A 17,366-nucleotide genomic window follows, 5' to 3' on the forward strand; every position below is an offset into this window, starting at 1 on the left:
TTCGAACTGCGGCACGTTACACGTGCGTGTTCCAGTACGACACCGAGGCCAGCTTCTCGCCGAGGGGCGTGCCGCCGAGCGCCGTATCGAGTGAGCGAAACGAAGCGGCCAGCTCGTTCGGAATCTTCCGGTAGAACCCGTACGGAAGCAGCCAGTCGTGGTTCGCACCGGTCAGTTCCAGGCCGGCCCCGTCTAGCAGCCGGTCGATCTCCCAGCGCGAGTAGAGCCGCGAGCCCATCGGGAGCGCCCAGTTGTACATCGACCGGGTGGAAAACCGATTGAACGTGTCGAAGAAGACCTGTTCCTTCGAGACGCGGCGCATCTCCGCGAGAAACGCCGCCGGCGTGTCCGCCAGATGGAAAAAGCGCATCGCAAACACGGTGTCGAAATGGTCGTCCGGGAACGGCAGCCGCGCCGCGTCGCCCCGCATGAACTCGACGTGGTCGTCGACGCCGGTCGCCTGTGCCTTCTCGCGACCCTGCTGGAGCATCGGACCGGAGATGTCCAGCCCGGTGATGTTCGCGCCGCGCTCGGCCAGCATCACGGTGAACCGTCCGGTCCCGCAAGCTACCTCTAACACGTCCTTATCGGCCACGGGACCGATCGCGTCGAGGACGGCCTGTTTCTCGCGTCGGTCGATCAGCCGACCGCCACGGGAGAACCGCTTGGCCTCGTACTCTTCGGCCACGGTGTCGGCCTGATACCACTCCTGCCCTTTCACGGTGTAGTGCTCACCCCGCGGGGGATAAAACGATACTGGAATCCCCTTTCACCGGTCGGGCCGTCTTCCGATCAGGCCAGCCCCGCCCGCTCTCGCCCTGACAGTTCCGGGCGCGGTTTCGGGATAGCGACGAGAACCGCACGATGGCGGTTCTGTATAAGGACACATTAAACACTTCATAGAATCTGTATTGTTTGGTCATGCATATAGCCAAGTTTTACCAGTAAGTCTTGAATATCTCTCACTATGAGCGCATTAACTGAAAACGCCGCGCCAGCACCTTTCACCGACGAGGAGTTCCGCGACACTCTGCGTGAACTCCCACCGAGTGCGAAACTCGTCGCGAAGGTGCTGGAAGACGATGCCCCGTTGTCACAGGGCGAACTGGCCGAGAACTCGCTGCTCCCGGACCGGACTGTCAGGTACGCCCTGAACCGACTGGAAGAGTCCGATCTGGTCGGCTCCCGGTACAGTTTCACCGACGCACGAAAACAGGTTTATTTCCTCACGGTCTGACCCGCCGGCATGGACTGGCAGCGGGCCGACGTGCCCGTCCCGACACGGGCACCGACCGGCACCACGGCAGCGTACGTCTGCGGCGAGGAGGCGGCTCTTCTCGTGGACCCCGCGGATACCGACGATGCGCTCGATACCCTTCTCAGCGACCGAAACCTCGCACACATCGCGGTCACACATCACCACCCCGACCACGCCGGTGCCGTCGCACACTACGCCAGAGAGACGGACGCGACGGTCTGGGCACGCCGCGGGCGGGCGGCCGCGTTCGAAGCCGCGACCGGCGTATCCCCTGACGAACTGTTCAGCGAGGGGACGACGATTCCGACCGACGCCGGCCCGGTGACCGTCATGGACACGCCGGGGCACGCGCCGGAGCACGTCGCCTTCGCAACCGGCGGGGCCGTCGTCTCCGGTGACCTCGCCGTCGCCGAGGGCAGCGTCGTCGTCGGCGCGCCCGAGGGCGACGTTCGGGCCTATCTCGCGTCGCTGCGTCGCCTCCACGCCAGGAACCCCGACGTGCTGTTGCCGGGCCACGGGCCGCGTATCGAGACGCCACGGGAGACCTGTGCGCGGCTCATCGGCCATCGACTGGAGCGCGAGCGGCGTGTTCGGGGGGCTGTCGACCACGGGGCCGACACCCTCGAAGACATCCTCGACGCCGCCTACGAGAAGGACCTCGCCGGCGTGCGCGACCTGGCCCGCGGGACAGTGCTGGCCCATCTCGAGAAACTCGCCGCCGAGGGGACGGTTTCGTGGGACGGCGAGCGGGCCGCGCCGAACCAAGCGGAGTGACGCCTTTTTGCCCGTCGACCCGCTACCAGCCCTGTGGACTCCCTGGAAACCGAACTCGAACGGGCCCGTGCCCTCGACGAGTCGGACCTGGCCGACGCGATCGAGACCATCGGGTTCGAATGCACCCGCTGTGGGGCCTGCTGCAAGGCCGAGTCGGGCTGTGGCGAGGGTGCTGATGAGACCGGCGGAGTCGCCGACGGTGCCGGCGAGAACGGGACCGACGCCGAACCTCACACGGCGACCGTGTTTCCCGACGAAATCCGGCAGCTACAGGCGGCCGGGGAGTACGACTTCCGGGACGTGGCCCGACCGATGCCGTACGGACTAGCGGACGGGCCGGACGGCCCCGAAGGCGAGACCTTCGAGTGGGCGCTCCAGACCGACGACTGCGGCGACTGCAGCTTCTACGCCGAGGACGGCGACGGCACGGGGGCCTGTACGGTCCACGGCGACCGCCCGCTCATCTGCCGGACCTACCCCTTCAGCGTCGCGCTCGGTGGGACGAGCCAGCCGATGGGCGAAGCAGTCGACGAGGAGGGGATGGTACGGGCCCACGAATGCGAGGGCCTCGGGCGTGACATCTCCAGAGCCGACGCCGAGGAGTTGGCCGCGGCGCTCAAGGAACGCGCCGTTCGGGAACTCGAGGAGGCCATCGGCGTCCGCGACAACTATCGGCCGGTCGACCCGTCAGCCGGACAGGTCGTCGTCCACGACTCCGAAGGGGCGAAACGGCCCGACGGCAGCCCCTACGAGTGAGGTCAAACGTCGTCGATAATCTCGCCGACCGCGAAGTTCGACTTGACTTCGGTGACTTCTATCTTGACTCGTTCGTCGATTTCGGCCCCCGGAACGATGATGACGTAGCCGCGCTCGACACGGGCGATGCCGTCGCCCTGCTTCCCGATGTCTTCAATCTCGACGTAGCGCGTCTCGCCCGGTTCGACCGGCGGCTGTGGCTGGTCCGGTGGCGTGTCTGAGACCGTCTCCTCGTCCGCCTCTGTCCCCTCGTCTGCGGAGATGAGCGCAACGCGGTAGGTACTCCCCGAGTCGACTGCGCCCGTCTCGACCTCTCGACGCGGTACCTCCACGACGTACCGGTCCCCCTCGTCGCGGATATCGGCACTGAACAGACACAGCAGTTGATCCGAGATTTCCAATGTGATAGACCTCCGTTCGGCCACAAAACGGGCCATTATTAAAGAACTGCCGGAGCGAACGACTGTTGCCGTTCAAACTTCGGGGCGGTGACGGGCAACCGCGGCGTTTCCCGCCTGTACCAACCGCCGCTCGCGTGGCCCTACTCGCGGCTGTATCCCCGCTTCGAGGAGGGGGAAACCGCAAGACAGCGGGCCGTTAACCGTCTGTACCAAATCCCATAAGGGGGTCTCGGTACTGTTCGTAACTGTACCAATGAGCGCCACCGCGCAAACCCCCGACAGTCCGCTCTCGGACAAGCAGCGACGTATTCTGGAGTATCTCCGTTCCAATGCTGACGACCAGACGTATTTCAAATCGCGACTCATCGGCGACGAACTCGGCCTCTCAGCCAAGGAAGTCGGGACGAACATGACAGCCATCGCCGACGGCGACCACGACGTGGCTGTAGAGAAGTGGGGGTACTCCTCTTCGACGACGTGGATGGTCGAGACCTGAAACGACCGCCCTGATTTGGATACAGCAGGGCCTCGACCCCGGGGTTCCACACGGGACCGTACTGTAGCACTGCGTAGATACGGTCCGGTGTGTTCGCTCACGCTTCGTCTCAGCCACGTTTCCCTTGGTATGCCTGGTACTGGTGCCGGTACAGAATGTTCTATATTGATACCGATTGAGGTCATAGCCGGAGGCAACAATGGGCGAGGCTGGTTCCGCTATCCGGGTACTTCACGTCGACGACGACCGGCAGTATGCGGAGACGACGGCGGCGTTTCTCGAACGAACGCGCGACGAGTTCGATATCGAGACTGCCACGAGCCCATCGGAGGGTCTCTCGTTGCTCGAAACAGAGACAGTCGACTGTATCGTGTCCGACTACGACATGCCCGGCCAGAACGGTATCGACTTCCTCGAATCTGTCCGCGAGAACTACCCGGACCTTCCGTTTATCCTGTACACTGGTCATGGTAGCGAAGCGGTCGCTGGCGATGCTATCTCCGCCGGCGTCACTGACTACCTGCAGAAATCATCCGGCACCAGCCACTACACTATTCTCGCGAACCGAATCGCCAACGCCGTCGAACAGTACCGGTCACAGCGAGCGCTCGAAGAGAACAAAGACCGGCTCTCGCTGTTTATCGACCAGTCACCGCTCGGATTCGTCGAGTACAATCCGGACTTCGAAATCGTCCGGGTCAACGACGTCCTTACGGACATGTTCGGCTACACTGAAGCGGAGCTGCTCGGGGAGACGTGGGAGGTGTTCGTCACCGACGAGAGCTACGACGACGTCGACGCGGTCACGTCGGCCCTCAGCGAGGCCAGCGGCGGCTACCACAGCGTCGACGAGAACGTCCGTAAGAACGGCGAGCGTATCATGGTCGAGTGGCACAACCGCCTCGTCACCGACGATTCGGGTGATGTCGTCACTATCTTTTCGAAATGTCAAGAAGTCACCGAGCGTATCGAGCACGAACAGAACCTCGCCAAGTTACGGGACTTCTTCGCCGAGGCGGAGGCGCTCGGTGACCTCGGCGCCTGGGAGTACGACGAGACCGGCGTCTCGACGTGGACGGAAGGCACCCGCCGCATCCACGGGGTCGGCGACGACTTCGACCCGACAGTCGAAGACGGGCTGTCGTTTTACCATCCAGAGGACAGGGAGACGGTCTCGGACGCCGTCGACGCGGCCCTCGAAGACGGCGAGCCGTTCGACCTCGAGGTCAGGCTCATCACGGCGACGGGCGACTGCCGGTGGGTCCGGACCCGCGGCAAACGCATCGAGGACGCGGAGAAGCGAACGGTTCGGGGGTTCATCCAGGACATCACCGAACAGAAGGAGCGCGAGCGCAGGCTCCGCCTGCAGAACGAACGACTGGAATCGTTCGCCAGCGTCGTCAGCCACGACCTTCAGGGGCCGCTGACGGCCGCACAGGGCCGTCTGGAGCTGGCCCAACAGGAGGTGAACAACGACCACCTCGACAGTATCGACAGCGCACATCAGCGGATGCAGACGCTCATCGACGACATCCTGACGCTGGCACGGGACGGACGCGAGGCGACGAGCACTGAGCCCCTCGACCTGCAGACCGCCGCGACCGCGTCCTGGCAGACCATCGACACGGCCAACGCGACTCTGACGACCGAGACCGACAGTGTCGTCCACGCTGACCCCCGCAGGCTGCAGCGCCTGCTTGAGAACCTGTTCCGGAACGGCGTTGCACACGGGTCGAAATCCGCACCCTCGCAGATGCAGGAGGAGAGCGTAGAGCAGGGGGCTGCGAGTAGCCCGGGACAGTCCGATGGGGCCGTCGGAAACGGTGACGGGGTGACAGTTACCGTCGGCGACATGGACGACGCCAGCGGCTTCTACGTCGCTGACGACGGTCCGGGCATCCCCGAAGACGACCGCGACGCGGTGTTCGAAGCCGGCTACTCGACCACGTCCGACGGCACCGGCTTCGGCCTCGCGATCGTCGCCGAGATCGCCGCCGTCCACGGGTGGGACGTCAGCGTGACCGACAGCGAGTCGGGCGGAGCCAGGTTCGAATTCACCGGCGTGGATATGCCGACCTAAACGAGACACAGACGCAGTCTGACCGACAGCGGGCGCTTTCCGCCGGCGTCACGGGTCATAGCGCAGTAGCGAGTCGGCCTCGCCGGCCAGCGCGGCGACGTCGTCGCCGAACGAGTCGGCGTACCGGATCAGCAGCGTCAGCACGGTCTCCGGTTCGGTGACCGCGTACCCGTCTTCCCGGGACAGGAGTCCGGCCGACTCCAGGTCGGCGGCGTAGTTGCTCACCGTCGGCCGTGAAACGTCCAGCTCGCTGGCCAGTTCCGAGGCCGTCACGTCCGGGCGGCGAAGCAAGGTGACGAGCATCCCGCGGGCGGTCGAGCGCCGCAGGTAGCCAAGCGCCACCTGCTCGAACTCGGAGAACTGGCCGGCCGGGAAGTACCGTCGGTAGTCGCCGTCCTTCTGTGAGGCGATGATACCTTCGTTTTCCAGCCGGTGGAGGTGGTGCTGGGCCTCGCCAGTCCCGAGTTTGAGGTCGTCGCGGAGCTTCGAGAAGTGGGTCCCGGGGTGTGCCGAGACGTACCCGGCGATGGCATTGGGGGCGTCGCTCTCGCTCCCACTGTCGGCGAACCGGGCAAACGGGCTGGCCGCACCGAGGGCGGCAAAGCGACGGAGCGTCGCTCGCTTGTCCTCGTCCACGTCGCCCTTACGTGTCATTGCTACCGAAAAGGTGGGTCGGTAATAAAACGTCTTCGCCTAGTTATCAGGACTAGTCGTCCTTGTCAACCTCTGACGTTCGCGTCGTGTCGTCGGGGCCGCCGGCCACGTCAGTCGTGCCCGAATCGCTGTCTATCTCGGCGTCCATCTCCTCGATGACGTCGTCGGCGCTGTCGACGCCGGAGTCCTCGCCGTGTTTGATCTTCTGGGCCTCCTCTTCCATGGCTTCGACGTCGACCTGCGCTTCTTCGTCGATCTGGCCGAGGATTTCCTCGATGTCGTCGAGGCCGAGCATCTCGCGGGTCTCGTCGTCGAAGTCAAGGGCTTCCAGCGCGTGGCCGTTCTCCTTGACGTCCGACCCCTGGAGGTGCTTGCCGTAGCGACCCACTAGCGAGGTCAGTTCCTGCGGGAGGATGAACTTCGTCGACTCGCCCTGGCCGATCTCTGCCAGCGTCTCCATTCCCTTGTCGATGACAGCCCGCTCGCCCATCGACTCGGCGGATTTCGCCCGCAGAACGGTCGAGATGGCGTCACCCTGGGCTTCCAGGATCTGGCTCTGCTTCTCACCCTGGGCGCGGATGATGTTAGACTGCTTGTCACCCTCTGCGGTCTCGATGGCGGAGCGCCGTTCACCCTGGGCTTCCAGGATCATAGCACGGCGTTTCCGCTCGGCGGAGGTCTGTTGCTCCATGGCCTGCTGGACGTCCTTCGAGGGGTTGACCTCGCGGACCTCGACTGACTCGACGCGGACGCCCCACTCGTCGGTGGGCTCGTCCAGTTCCTTGCGGATGCGGGCGTTGATTTCGCCGCGCTTGTTGAGCGTGTCGTCAAGTTCCATGTCGCCCAGCACGGCGCGGAGGGTGGTCTGGGCGAGGTTGGAGACGGCGCGCTCGTAGTTGTCGACTTCGAGGAACGCCTTCTTCGGGTCCATCACCTTGATGTAGACGACGGCGTCGGCGGTCACCGGCGAGTTGTCGCGGGTGATGGCCTCCTGCCGTGGCACGTCGAGCGTCTGGGTGCGCATGTCGAACCGCGTCACGTCGGAGACGAAGGGGTAGATGAAGTGAATCCCCTGGTCGAGGACGCCACGATAGGTACCCAGGACCGTGTAGGCACCTTTCTGGTACGGGCGGATGATCACAACGCTGGAGTACACCAGCGCGATGGCGAGCAGGAGGAATATTACGGTGACGAAACCGACGATTCCTCCGAGTTGTAGCGGTGCTGTCGCGGGGAACATGACAGTCAAACCTCCGGAGCGCTCGATGAAAAGGCTTCGGTGTCACTGTCACAAACTACCGAATTACACACTTACGCTCGCTCGGACTCCCGCTCGGGTTCGGCGTCCGCGTCGCGTCGGTTCCGGTCACGTTCGAGCGCGCGGTCGATCTCGTCGCTGTCCGACTCCACCGCCTCGACTTCCAGGACGTTCCCGCCGCCGGGGTCGATGACGATGACCTCCGCCCCTTCCTCGATTGGGTCGCCGGAACTGCGGGCCTGGTAGTAGGGATTGAAACCGCCGTCCTCTAGCTTGACCTCGCCGTCGCTCCGGGTCACGCGCTCGGTCACAGTCCCGAACTGTCCCGTGAGCGAGTCGGAACTGAGCGTCTGGCCGCGGCCCGGCGCAGCGAAATCGAGCTTCCGATACCCCCAGAGCGTGACCGCTGTCGTCGCCAGGACGATGACTGTGAGGATGAGCGGCGCGAAGATACCCAGGCTCGCCGGGATGAACAGCCCGACCAGCCCCGCAGTCAGCAGGGCCACGCCGAGGACGAAAAAGTGGGTGCCGGGGGCGAGCGCTTCGCCCACGATGAGGCCCGCACCGGCCAGAAACAGCAGGATGGAGAGCGACATACCTAACAGTGGTTCGGCCTGCAGGGGGGCAACCGCTGCCAGCGGGTTCACCATGCCCTTACTTAGTGTCGGAGCAGGATTAAGTGTCGGGGTCGGTCGCGACACACCGGTGCAGTCTCACACGTCGCTCGTCCGGACGAAGAACCCGTACAGCACTGCGGTTCCGAGTGTAACGGTCAGGACCACGCCGCCGAGTATGGACGGCGTGTACATCTCAGCCCCGAGGAACATCCGTCCGAGCGCGAGAATCGCGATGCAGACCCCCAGCGCGACGAAGACAACGTTCTCCGGTTTCGGCGTGTCGGGCGCCACCTCCAGGTCCGGGGCGAACGAGCCGGCGACCGCGCCCTCCTGGTCGTCAGCCGCGTCACCGTCGGGGTCGCCCTCGACCTGAATCACGTCGGCGTCCGTCGCCAGTTCGTACTCCTCGGTGAACGTATCCTGGGGAGCGGCCGTCCCGTCCTGGGCGGCCCCGTCATCATCCATACGTCCCGATACGGGGCGTGCCTACAAAAGCGCTGGCGACTCTACTTGATTCGCGTTCCCAGCGGGGCGTCCTCGTGGGTCGTCAGCAGGTCCGCCTCGTCGCCGGCGGCCAGCACCATCCCGTTGGATTCGACGCCGAACAGCTCGGCTTTCTCCATGTTCGCGAGCAGGATGACGCGCGTCCCGGGGAGGGCCTCGGCGTCGTGGAGCTGTCGGAGGCCGGCGACGACCTGCCGGACCTCGTGGCCGATGTCCACCTCCAGGCGCAGGAGCTTGTCCGCGCCCTCGACCGGCTCGGCGCTGCGGATTTCGCCGACGCGCATGTCGACGCCCTCGAACTCCTCGAAACTGATGCGGTCCTCGACCAGGGGCTGGAGGTCGGCGGGGGCGGGCCCGTCGCCGTCTCCGTCTGTATCTCCATCGCTGTCGGCCTCGCCGTCGTCGCTTGCTTCTTCGACCCGCTCCTGTAGCTCCTCGTTCAGCGCCTCGATGTGGTCGTCCTCGACCTGCTCGAACAGCTCCGCGGGCTCGCCGAATTCGGCCGGCGGCGCCTCGAGCGCGCTGTCGAGGGTCACGTCGGCGACGGAGCCCGGTTCGCCGAGCTGGCCCCAGAGGCGTTCGGCCTTGCCCGGCAGGACGGGCTGGATGAGCACCGCGACGGCTTTGGTCAACTGGACGCAGTCGCGGATGACCTGCTCGGCGCGTTCGGGGTCGTCGTCGACGAGGTTCCAGGGCTCGTTGCGCTGGATGTACTCGTTGCCGTAGTTCGAGAGCTCGATAGCGATTTCGGCCAGCTCGCGCACGTCGTAGTTCCGGACGGCGGTCTCGAAGTCCTCGATGGCGGCCTCGATGCGCTCGCGCACGTCGTCGCTGACGGCGGCGTCGGGCGTCCCGTCGTAGTTGCGCTCGGCGAACAAAAGCGAGCGGTAGATGAAGTTGCCGACGTTGCCGACGAGCTCGCCGTTGACCCGCTCCTGGAAGCGGTCCCAGGAGAAGTCCACGTCGGTGTCGACCTGTGCGCCGGTCGCGATGTAGTACCGGAACAGGTCAGGGTGGAAGCCGGCGTCGAGGTACTCGTCGGCCCAGACGGCGCGGTTCCGCGACGTCGAGAGCGCCTTGCCGTCGATGCCGACGAACCCGGTCGCCAGGATCGACCGGGGCTCGTTGTAGCCCGCGCCGCGCAACATGGCAGGCCAGAAGACGGCGTGGTGCTGGATGATGTCCCGCCCGATGACGTGGATTATCTCGCCGCTCTCCTCGCTCCAGTCGGCGTCCCACTCGGTGCCGTGGCGCTCCTCGCCGTCGACTTTCCAGACCGCCTCCCAGTCGTACTCGCCTTCGCCGACCCGTTCGGAGTACTGCTTCGTCGAGGCGACGTACTCGATGGGCGCGTCGACCCAGACGTACAGGACGAGGTCGTCCCCACCATCTGCGTCCTCCGGGTAATCGACGCCCCAGTCCATGTCCCGCGTGATACAGAGGTCCTGGAGTTCGCCCTCGATCCACTCGCGGGGCTGGTTCTGGGCGTTGTCGGTCCCCTCCAGACGGTCGAGGAAGCCCTGGAGGTACTCCTGGAAGTCCGAGAGCCGGAGGAACTTGTGTTCGCGGGTGCGGTACTCGGCAGGGTTGCCCGTCAGCGTCGACACCGGGTCCTCGATTTCGCCGGGTTCGAGGTGGCGCTGGCACCCCTCGTCGCACTCGTCGCCGCGGGCCTGCTCGCCGCAGTAGGGACAGGTCCCCTCGACGTAGCGGTCGGGCAGGGGCTGGTCCTCTTCGGTGTCCCAGGCGACCTCGATCTCCTTCTCGTGGACGTGGTCGTTTGCGACCCACGAGCGGACGAACTCCTGGGTGAGTTCGACGTTGGTCTCGTCGTCGGTGTGGCCGTAGTTGTCGAACTCGATGTTGAACTGCGGGAACGTCTCGGCGTAGGTCTCGTGGAAGTCCAGCGCGAACTCGCGTGGCTCGACGCCCGCTTCGGCGGCGTTGACCGCGACCGGCGTGCCGTGCATGTCCGACCCCGAGACGAACGCCGTCTGCTGGCCGATGCGTCGCAGGGCGCGCGACAGCGCGTCCCCGTCGACGTACGTCCGGAGGTGGCCGACGTGGAGGTCGCCGTTCGCGTAGGGCAACCCACAGGTCACGACCGCCGGCTGGTCCGTCGGAAACTCGTCGTGGCTCATACCTGTTCGTGTGCCACCGACGGGTCAAAAGGGGGTTGGTTTCGGCGTGCCGGCCACACTCCGCGTCCGCCCGGTCACAGCAGCGCGAGCGTCCCGCCGGCGAGCGCGAGTGTCACGACGAGGCGCCCGGCGCTGCCGAAGAACGTCGCCGCACCGAACCGATAGTAGTCGCGCTCGAGGACGGTAAACGCGTAGATCGAGAGCGTATCGGGGAAGAAGGGGACACAGAGCGCAAGCGCCAGGCCGACGTAGCCGTACTTCTGTGCGAGCTGTACCGTCTTCTTCTCGGACCACTCGATGATATTGAACCGTGAACGCTTGATCCAGCGAATGAGTGGGCCGTACTCCTTTGCCTCCTGGCCGATGTGGAAGGCCACGAGACTCCCGCAAGCCTTCCCGAGGCCGCTGGCGATGATAATCGCCACCAGGTTCCCGTTCGTGGAGAGTCCGAGCCGAAGGGTTTCGGCCGGAACCAGTACGACTTCGCTCGGGAGCGGGAGAATGAACGCGATCAGGAACGAGTACACCGCGATAATCCCCAGTCCCGTCGGGCCAGTGGCCGTACAGACGGTCTCTTCCAGTGGAGACAGGGGTGTACCGGCGGTCGTACAGTCGCCGATGAAGGAAATGAACGCTGGGGTCGCTACTACCAGTTCCACACCACCCTGTAGTAAACAGGCACTTCTAAACCTTCGTATGTTTTCTCGGGAGAACTCAATAGCAGCTGGGTAGCGAATCAGTACCAGTCGAGGTCCGCCACGAACGACCGCAACATCGACCGCGTGACCTGTGACACCACCTTTTTCATCGTCGGGTCGCCTTCGGCGACCACTCCTCGAAAAACGTGGGCGAAAAAGGCCGACTGCTCGGACACAGTCCTCGCAGTCGGGGAACGGCGTTCGCTTCGCTCACGCCGATAGAACCTCGGTAATCAGTTCTCGTGTCGCTGAAAACGCGACCCCGCCGCTCTCAGTACCAGTCGAGGTCCGCCACGAACGACCGCAACATCGACCGCGTGACGTGGGGCATGCATACGACGCGCATCTCGCCGGCTCCGGTCTTCGAGACCCGCCAGCCGCGGTCCCGGAGCTCGTCTGTCATCGGCATCGAGAGGTCGGCCGCGACGAGCGGGAGCTCCGGGCCGACCACGTCGTGACCCCGCGCCGCCAGCTGGTCGGCCAGCCAGTCGGCGTTGGCCATCGACGCTTCGTACTGCTGCCTGTAACCCGCCGGCCACAGCGCCTCCATCGCCGCGACGGCGGAGGCCACGCCGGCGCCCGACCGCGTCCCGGTCAGTGTGAGCTGGTCCGTCGACTCCAGATACGGCGTCTCGACGGCGAGTTCGTCGAGCAGCGAGCGGTCGCGCGCGAGCAGCCCGCCGGCGGGAACCGCCGCCTGCCCGACCTTGTGCGGGTCAATCGTCATCGTGTCCACGCCGGCGTGGCCGAAATGCCAGTCGTGGTCGGTAAACGGGAGGTAGAAGCCGCCCCAGGCGGCGTCGACGTGACAGAGGGCGTCGACCGTCTCGGCGAGGTCCGCGATGGCCGGAATCGGGTCGACGGAGCCGTACTCGGTCGAGCCGGCGACGCCGACGACACACACCGTGTCCTCGTCGACGAGCTCCGCCATCGCCTCCGTGTTGGCGCGGTAGTCCGTCGCCGGCGCGGTCCGCAGTTCCACGCCGAGCACGTCGGCGGCCTTCGTAAAGGAGAAGTGCGCGTGGACGGGCGCGACCACGTTCGGGTCGTCCGTGTCGGCGCGGTTGCGGGCGATTCGGATCGCCTGGAGGTTGGCCTCTGTCCCGCCCGAGGCAACGTAGCCCGCGGGGTCCGAGAGGCCGGTGACCTCGCCGAGATAGTCGACGGCCTCGCGTTCCAGGTCGGCCACGGTCTCGTACGTGCCCGGGTCTCCGGGGTTCGTCGCGAGGAAGCGCTCGGCAGCCTCGCGTGCCGACGGATGCGGCACGGTACACATCGACGAGAGGACGCGCTCGAACTCCTGTGGCTCGGCCCGCTGGAGCATCTAACCTGGATATGGTGGGTGGCTGATTTATGCGTTGTGCTCGGGGCTACCAGTTCGAGGGCCCGATTTTCTTGGTCGCCTTCGCGCGAAAGCCCGTGGGACCGATGAGTGACTCGAAGACGGTCTGGCGCTCGGTGTCGAGCGCGCCGCCGAAGGAGCCGACACGCATCGTCCGATACGTCTCGAACCCCTTGTCGTTGGAGTAGAAGTAGACGCTGCCGTGCAACAGGCCGTGGATGAGTTCGTCCGAGCGGACGGCGCTCGCGGGTCGGTCGAGCTTCACGAAGGCCACGGTCCCCCAGTTGACGACCGCCTCCCGGAGCCCCAGCAGGAACGCGACCTCGTGGTTCCTCGGGAGGCCGAACTCCGTTGCCCGTTCGAGGTCGGTCAGCGAGTCGATGACGATGAGCGTCTCCGCGGCGTCGGTCACCCGCTCGCTGATGTCGGAAAGCAGTTTCTCGAAGGTCTCCTCGGAGGGCTCTCGCTCCGGCGGCTCCGCGTCGGGCTGTTCGATACCGTCGTCGCTCCGTCGGGCATCGAACAGCGGGTCCGGGACCGGTAACAGCTCCATGAACCGCTGGGAGAAATCGGCGACGGTCATGTTGTCCGTGAGCGTCTCGAACTGGTAGCCGTCGAGCACGGCGTCGAGCTCGCTGTAGACGTGTTCGCGGTCGTGTGAGAGCGTGATGTAGGTCACCGAGTCCGGAATCCCCTCGCTGCGCCGGGCGATGCCGTTCGGGACCATCTCGGGGCGGTGTTTCGCGAGCATCAGCGTCGCCAGGCTGGTGTAGGTAAAGGCGTCGCCGCCCGCGTCCGACGCCCCGGCCAACAGGACCGTGCTCCCGGTCGGAACGCCCCGAACCTGTCCGTCCAGTCCGGGGATGCCGAAGGGGATATACGAGACACCGGAGCTGATACTCTTGGCTTCCGGTGTCGATTCGGGTGCCATACAGCAACGAAGCGAACGGAGCGGAAAAGTGTGCTGGCTACGTCAGGCGGCGGCCTCAGCGGACCGATTCCAGCAGGAGCCGCTGTTCGACGCGCTTGACCTCGTGTTGGACGTCACGCACGGCGTCGATGTTCGGCGAGATGGACGTGACCCCCTCGTCGACGAGGAAGTCCACCATCCGCGGCTTCGAGGCGGCCTGTCCGCAGATGCTCGTGGCGACGTCGTGCTCGCGGCAGGTCCCGATGACCTGGCGCATGAGTTCGAGGACGGCCGGGTGGAGCTCGTCGAAGCGGTCGGCGACGTTGCCGTTGTTGCGGTCGAGGGCGAGCGTGTACTGCGTGAGGTCGTTCGTCCCGAAGGAGACGAAGTCGATACCCGTCTCACAGATGTCCTCGATGGAGAGCGCGCTCGCCGGCGTCTCGACCATGACGCCCCAGTCGCGCTTCTCGGGGTCGATGCCGACCTCCTGCATCAGCGCCTTCGCCCGCAGGATGTCTTCGGCGTCGGTGACAAGCGGGAGCATCAGCTCGACGTTGTCATAGCCCAGGTCGTACAGGCGCTCGAACGCGCGGAGTTCGAGCTTGAACTCGCCGGGCCGGTCCAGCGAGCGCCGGATGCCCCGGTAGCCGAGCATCGGGTTGTGCTCGCTGGGCTCGTCCTCGCCGCCCTGGAGCTGTCGGAACTCGTCGGAGGGGGCATCGAGGGTCCGGACCCGGACTGGCCGCGGGTAGAACGCCTCGGCGACCGAGCGGACGCCCTCGACGATTTCGTCGACATAGGCGCGCTCGCCGTGGTCCTCGACGTAGCGCGAGGGCGTCTTGTCCGTCGAGAGGATCATGTGCTCGATGCGCAGCAGGCCGACGCCGTCGGCTCCCGTCGCGGCGGCCCGTTCGGCGGCCTCCGGAATGGAGACGTTGACCTTGACCTCCGTACCGGTCATCGGCTTGACGGCCGAATGTGCCTCGACCGGCCCGGCGTCTTCTCCCTCGTCGGTCGTGTCGGGGACTTTGGCCCCTTTCTCGACTGTGCCCTTGTCGCCGTCGAGCGTGACCGTTTCGCCGTCCCGGAGCTTCTGTGTCGCGTCTTCTGCCCCAACGACGGCCGGCACGCCGAGTTCCCGGGAGACGATGGCGGCGTGGCTGGTCATCCCGCCCTCGTCGGTGATGATGCCGTTGGCGCGTTTCATCGCCGGCACCATGTCCGGCGTGGTCATCTCGGCGACGATGATGTCGCCGTCCTCGACCTTGTCGAGGTTGTCGAGCTTGTCGACGATGCGGACGACGCCGGTGACCCGGCCCGGCGCGGAGCCGATTCCGGAGAGCCGAACCGCCTCCGACTGGCTCTCCATCGCCCCGCCGTCGGCGACGCCCGATTTGGCACCCGGCGGCTGACTCTCGGCCTCGTTGGCCGAGCCGGCGCTCCCTTCGGGGTCGTCAATCGTGGTGATCGGGCGGGACTGCAGCAGGTACACCTCGCCCTCGTAGACCGCCCACTCCACGTCCTGTGGGGTGTCGTAGTGGTCCTCGACGCGCTCGCCGATCTCGATGAGCCGACGGATCTCCGCCTCGTCGAGGACACGCTCGTTGCGCTTCTCCTCGGGGACGGAGCGTTCGATTGTCTCCCCGTCCTCGCCCCGAACACACATCACTTTCTTGTCGGCGACGGTCACCTCCTTGATTGAGCCGCTCTCGCGGTCGATGATGTAGTTGTCGGGCGAAACCGCACCGGAGACGACCGCCTCGCCCAGCCCCCACGCAGCCTCGATGATGGCCGTGGGGCCGCCGGTCGAGGGGTGGCTGGTGAACATGACGCCGGACTTCTCCGCGTCGACCATCTGCTGGACGACGACGGCGATGTCCACGGCGTCGTGCGCGAAGTCGTTCTCGTTGCGGTAGTAGATGGCCCGCTGGGTGAAAAGCGACGCCCAGCACTCCTTGACCCGCTGTAGGAGGTCCGCACGCGAGACGTTCAGGTACGTGTCCTGCTGGCCGGCGAAGGAGGCGTCCGGGAGGTCCTCGGCGGTCGCCGAGGACCGCACCGCCACGTCCTCGTCGCCCATCTCGTCGTAGGCGGCCAGCAGGTCCTCGCGGACCGACGGCGGGGTGTCTGTCTCCAGGATCAACTCCTGGGCGCGTTCGGCCGCCTCGGCCAGCGCCTGCGAGTCGTCGCTGTCGACATCGACGGCCTCGAACAGCGGCTCGTCGATTCCAGTTGCTTCGATGAACGACCGATACGTGTCGGCGGTAACGACGAACGCCGACGGAACGGGCAGGCCCGCTCCGGTCAGTTCTCCGAGAGACGCCGCCTTGCCGCCGACCCGCGCCAGGTCGTCGGCACCGATTTCATCGAGCCACAGTGTTGGCATGGACTCACTCGTATCATCTTCAACGACAAGTAAGGATGTTCCGGTTGCAGCCAATGCTGAATCTCTCTTCACTCGATATCGAGTGAATCAGGCAGTTACGCCGCCGGTGCGGCGTATGCGGTCACGCCTCGATGATGTCGTCGTCGTCACCAGCGGGGACGGTCACCGTCCCGTCCAGTGCGGTCACACCGCGACCGCCGACCCACACCTCGGTCCCGTCGGTGTCGACCGACACGGTCCCGGGCCGGTCGCGGAAGTGGCCGCCCTCGACGAGCACCTGCTCGATGGTGTCGTCAAGCGCCCCGTAGCGGCGGACAAAGGCCGCACAGGCCCCGGACGCCGTGGCACTTACCGGGTCCTCGGTCCGGCTCCCGGTCCGGAAGGCCCGCCCGTGTAGCGTCGACCGGCGGGTCGCGTCGCCGCCGACAGTGTCGAACGTGAACGGATACACGCCGGCCGCGTCCGCGCGGTCACAGAGCGAGGCGACGGCCCCTTCGTCCACGGTGAGGCTGCTCAGATGCTCGAAGTAGTTGATCGGAATCAGGAGCCACGGCTCGCCCGCGTCGGCCGTCGCCAGCGGGAGGTCCGCACCCACGTCCTTGAGCGTGGCCTCGTCGAGTCCCAGCGCGTCCGCGACGTCGTCGTAGGGGATATCGACCTCGGTGACGTCGGCCCGCCCCTGTTCGACCCAGACCATCCCGTTCTGTTTTGTCTCGACGGCGACCTCGCCCCCGGTGGTGGCGACCGTCCACTCGGCGGCGTCGACCGCACCACGTTCGTACAGCGCCGCGTGTGCGCCGACTGCTGCCGTCTCCGCCTGGTCCAGTTCCCCGGTCGGCGAGAAACAGCGGAGCCGGCGGTCGGCGTCGTCCGCCGGCAGGACGAACGCCGTCTCGGGGGCCCCCAGTTCGCTGGCGACGGCCCGCATCTGGTCCTCTGTCAGTCCGTCGGCCTCGGGCACGACGCCGGTCGGTGTGCCCGCTGTGGGCTCGGCGGCGAACGCATCGACAAGCAACGCCTGTCGGGTATCCATGGCACGGAGTTGTGCTGACCCGCAGATAACCTTTTCCGGAGCGAGCCGGGCGCAGTTC

18 protein-coding genes are annotated in these 17,366 nt (G+C 65.9%); 5 read left to right on the plus strand and 13 right to left on the minus strand.

What is annotated here, in order from left to right; genetic code table 11:
- Positions 1 to 16 precede the first annotated feature (16 nt).
- Complete coding sequence (locus tag KZ498_RS15340; protein ID WP_312619919.1) at positions 17 to 721, minus strand: methyltransferase domain-containing protein; 705 nt, start codon at positions 719 to 721, stop codon at positions 17 to 19.
- A gap of 246 nt (positions 722 to 967) precedes the next feature.
- Between KZ498_RS15340 and KZ498_RS15345 the strand changes: the two genes are divergently transcribed.
- The 3 genes from KZ498_RS15345 to KZ498_RS15355 are packed head-to-tail and all read left to right on the plus strand — an operon-like array spanning position 968 to position 2,788.
- Positions 968 to 1,237, plus strand: coding sequence for a winged helix-turn-helix domain-containing protein (locus KZ498_RS15345; protein ID WP_312619920.1), 270 nt, complete (start codon positions 968 to 970; stop codon positions 1,235 to 1,237).
- 9 nt (positions 1,238 to 1,246) lie between these two features.
- Positions 1,247 to 2,032 carry an MBL fold metallo-hydrolase gene (locus KZ498_RS15350; RefSeq protein ID WP_312619921.1) on the plus strand — a complete coding sequence of 262 codons (786 nt, stop codon included), beginning with the start codon at positions 1,247 to 1,249 and terminating at the stop codon, positions 2,030 to 2,032.
- A gap of 33 nt (positions 2,033 to 2,065) precedes the next feature.
- Complete coding sequence (locus tag KZ498_RS15355; protein WP_312619922.1) at positions 2,066 to 2,788, plus strand: YkgJ family cysteine cluster protein; 723 nt, start codon at positions 2,066 to 2,068, stop codon at positions 2,786 to 2,788.
- A gap of 2 nt (positions 2,789 to 2,790) precedes the next feature.
- Here the strand turns inward: KZ498_RS15355 and KZ498_RS15360 are convergent, their stop codons facing one another.
- Positions 2,791 to 3,189 carry a TRAM domain-containing protein gene (locus KZ498_RS15360; RefSeq protein ID WP_312619923.1) on the minus strand — a complete coding sequence of 133 codons (399 nt, stop codon included), beginning with the start codon at positions 3,187 to 3,189 and terminating at the stop codon, positions 2,791 to 2,793.
- A gap of 253 nt (positions 3,190 to 3,442) precedes the next feature.
- On the opposite strand from KZ498_RS15360, the gene KZ498_RS15365 reads away from it, so the two are divergent.
- Positions 3,443 to 3,685 carry a hypothetical protein gene (locus KZ498_RS15365; protein ID WP_312619924.1) on the plus strand — a complete coding sequence of 81 codons (243 nt, stop codon included), beginning with the start codon at positions 3,443 to 3,445 and terminating at the stop codon, positions 3,683 to 3,685.
- A 199-nt stretch (positions 3,686 to 3,884) separates the two neighbouring features.
- The gene (locus KZ498_RS15370) at positions 3,885 to 5,765 is read left to right on the plus strand and encodes a PAS domain S-box protein (protein WP_312619925.1); all 1,881 of its coding nucleotides are present in this window, start codon (positions 3,885 to 3,887) and stop codon (positions 5,763 to 5,765) included.
- A gap of 48 nt (positions 5,766 to 5,813) precedes the next feature.
- On the opposite strand, the gene KZ498_RS15375 is transcribed toward KZ498_RS15370, so the two are convergent.
- From KZ498_RS15375 to KZ498_RS15425, 11 genes are all read right to left on the minus strand, one after another.
- Entirely contained in the window at positions 5,814 to 6,419 is a 606-nt protein-coding gene (locus KZ498_RS15375) for a MarR family transcriptional regulator (RefSeq protein ID WP_312619926.1), read from the minus strand.
- A 52-nt stretch (positions 6,420 to 6,471) separates the two neighbouring features.
- On the minus strand, positions 6,472 to 7,659 hold the full coding sequence (locus KZ498_RS15380; RefSeq protein WP_312619927.1) for an SPFH domain-containing protein: 1,188 nt from the start codon (positions 7,657 to 7,659) through the stop codon (positions 6,472 to 6,474).
- A gap of 71 nt (positions 7,660 to 7,730) precedes the next feature.
- Positions 7,731 to 8,327: an NfeD family protein gene (locus KZ498_RS15385; protein ID WP_312619929.1), complete on the minus strand. Its 597-nt coding sequence runs from the start codon at positions 8,325 to 8,327 to the stop codon at positions 7,731 to 7,733.
- Between the two features lie 63 nt (positions 8,328 to 8,390).
- On the minus strand, positions 8,391 to 8,759 hold the full coding sequence (locus KZ498_RS15390; RefSeq protein WP_312619930.1) for a hypothetical protein: 369 nt from the start codon (positions 8,757 to 8,759) through the stop codon (positions 8,391 to 8,393).
- Positions 8,760 to 8,800: 41 nt separating this feature from the next.
- Positions 8,801 to 10,939 carry a methionine--tRNA ligase gene (gene metG, locus KZ498_RS15395; protein ID WP_312619931.1) on the minus strand — a complete coding sequence of 713 codons (2,139 nt, stop codon included), beginning with the start codon at positions 10,937 to 10,939 and terminating at the stop codon, positions 8,801 to 8,803.
- 74 nt (positions 10,940 to 11,013) lie between these two features.
- The gene (locus tag KZ498_RS15400) at positions 11,014 to 11,598 is read right to left on the minus strand and encodes a VTT domain-containing protein (protein WP_312619932.1); all 585 of its coding nucleotides are present in this window, start codon (positions 11,596 to 11,598) and stop codon (positions 11,014 to 11,016) included.
- 77 nt (positions 11,599 to 11,675) lie between these two features.
- A complete protein-coding gene (locus KZ498_RS15405; RefSeq protein WP_312619933.1) occupies positions 11,676 to 11,813 on the minus strand; it encodes a hypothetical protein in 138 nt (45 codons plus the stop codon).
- A gap of 95 nt (positions 11,814 to 11,908) precedes the next feature.
- Positions 11,909 to 12,961 carry a tyrosine decarboxylase MfnA gene (mfnA, locus tag KZ498_RS15410; RefSeq protein ID WP_312619934.1) on the minus strand — a complete coding sequence of 351 codons (1,053 nt, stop codon included), beginning with the start codon at positions 12,959 to 12,961 and terminating at the stop codon, positions 11,909 to 11,911.
- 46 nt (positions 12,962 to 13,007) lie between these two features.
- Positions 13,008 to 13,910 carry a chemotaxis protein CheY gene (locus KZ498_RS15415; RefSeq protein WP_312619935.1) on the minus strand — a complete coding sequence of 301 codons (903 nt, stop codon included), beginning with the start codon at positions 13,908 to 13,910 and terminating at the stop codon, positions 13,008 to 13,010.
- Between the two features lie 55 nt (positions 13,911 to 13,965).
- The gene (gene ppsA / locus KZ498_RS15420) at positions 13,966 to 16,275 is read right to left on the minus strand and encodes a phosphoenolpyruvate synthase (protein ID WP_312619936.1); all 2,310 of its coding nucleotides are present in this window, start codon (positions 16,273 to 16,275) and stop codon (positions 13,966 to 13,968) included.
- Between the two features lie 121 nt (positions 16,276 to 16,396).
- On the minus strand, positions 16,397 to 17,308 hold the full coding sequence (locus KZ498_RS15425; protein ID WP_312619937.1) for a PhzF family phenazine biosynthesis protein: 912 nt from the start codon (positions 17,306 to 17,308) through the stop codon (positions 16,397 to 16,399).
- Between the last annotated feature and the right edge of the window lie 58 nt (positions 17,309 to 17,366).

The organism is Haloarcula sp. 1CSR25-25 (assembly GCF_032027985.1).
Taxonomy (GTDB): Archaea; Halobacteriota; Halobacteria; order Halobacteriales; family Haloarculaceae; genus Haloarcula.

What these genes read in the sequence shown, in the direction of transcription:
- mfnA (WP_312619934.1), bottom strand. Translation starts at nt 12,961, where the DNA reads ATGCTCCAGCGGGCCGAGCCACAGGAGTTCGAGCGCGTCCTCTCGTCG.
- KZ498_RS15385 (WP_312619929.1), bottom strand. Translation starts at nt 8,327, where the DNA reads ATGGTGAACCCGCTGGCAGCGGTTGCCCCCCTGCAGGCCGAACCACTG.
- KZ498_RS15380 (WP_312619927.1), bottom strand. Translation starts at nt 7,659, where the DNA reads ATGTTCCCCGCGACAGCACCGCTACAACTCGGAGGAATCGTCGGTTTC.
- KZ498_RS15425 (WP_312619937.1), bottom strand. Translation starts at nt 17,308, where the DNA reads ATGGATACCCGACAGGCGTTGCTTGTCGATGCGTTCGCCGCCGAGCCC.
- ppsA (WP_312619936.1), bottom strand. Translation starts at nt 16,275, where the DNA reads ATGCCAACACTGTGGCTCGATGAAATCGGTGCCGACGACCTGGCGCGG.
- metG (WP_312619931.1), bottom strand. Translation starts at nt 10,939, where the DNA reads ATGAGCCACGACGAGTTTCCGACGGACCAGCCGGCGGTCGTGACCTGT.
- KZ498_RS15390 (WP_312619930.1), bottom strand. Translation starts at nt 8,759, where the DNA reads ATGGATGATGACGGGGCCGCCCAGGACGGGACGGCCGCTCCCCAGGAT.
- KZ498_RS15365 (WP_312619924.1), top strand. Translation starts at nt 3,443, where the DNA reads ATGAGCGCCACCGCGCAAACCCCCGACAGTCCGCTCTCGGACAAGCAG.
- KZ498_RS15370 (WP_312619925.1), top strand. Translation starts at nt 3,885, where the DNA reads ATGGGCGAGGCTGGTTCCGCTATCCGGGTACTTCACGTCGACGACGAC.
- KZ498_RS15375 (WP_312619926.1), bottom strand. Translation starts at nt 6,419, where the DNA reads ATGACACGTAAGGGCGACGTGGACGAGGACAAGCGAGCGACGCTCCGT.
- KZ498_RS15350 (WP_312619921.1), top strand. Translation starts at nt 1,247, where the DNA reads ATGGACTGGCAGCGGGCCGACGTGCCCGTCCCGACACGGGCACCGACC.
- KZ498_RS15345 (WP_312619920.1), top strand. Translation starts at nt 968, where the DNA reads ATGAGCGCATTAACTGAAAACGCCGCGCCAGCACCTTTCACCGACGAG.
- KZ498_RS15415 (WP_312619935.1), bottom strand. Translation starts at nt 13,910, where the DNA reads ATGGCACCCGAATCGACACCGGAAGCCAAGAGTATCAGCTCCGGTGTC.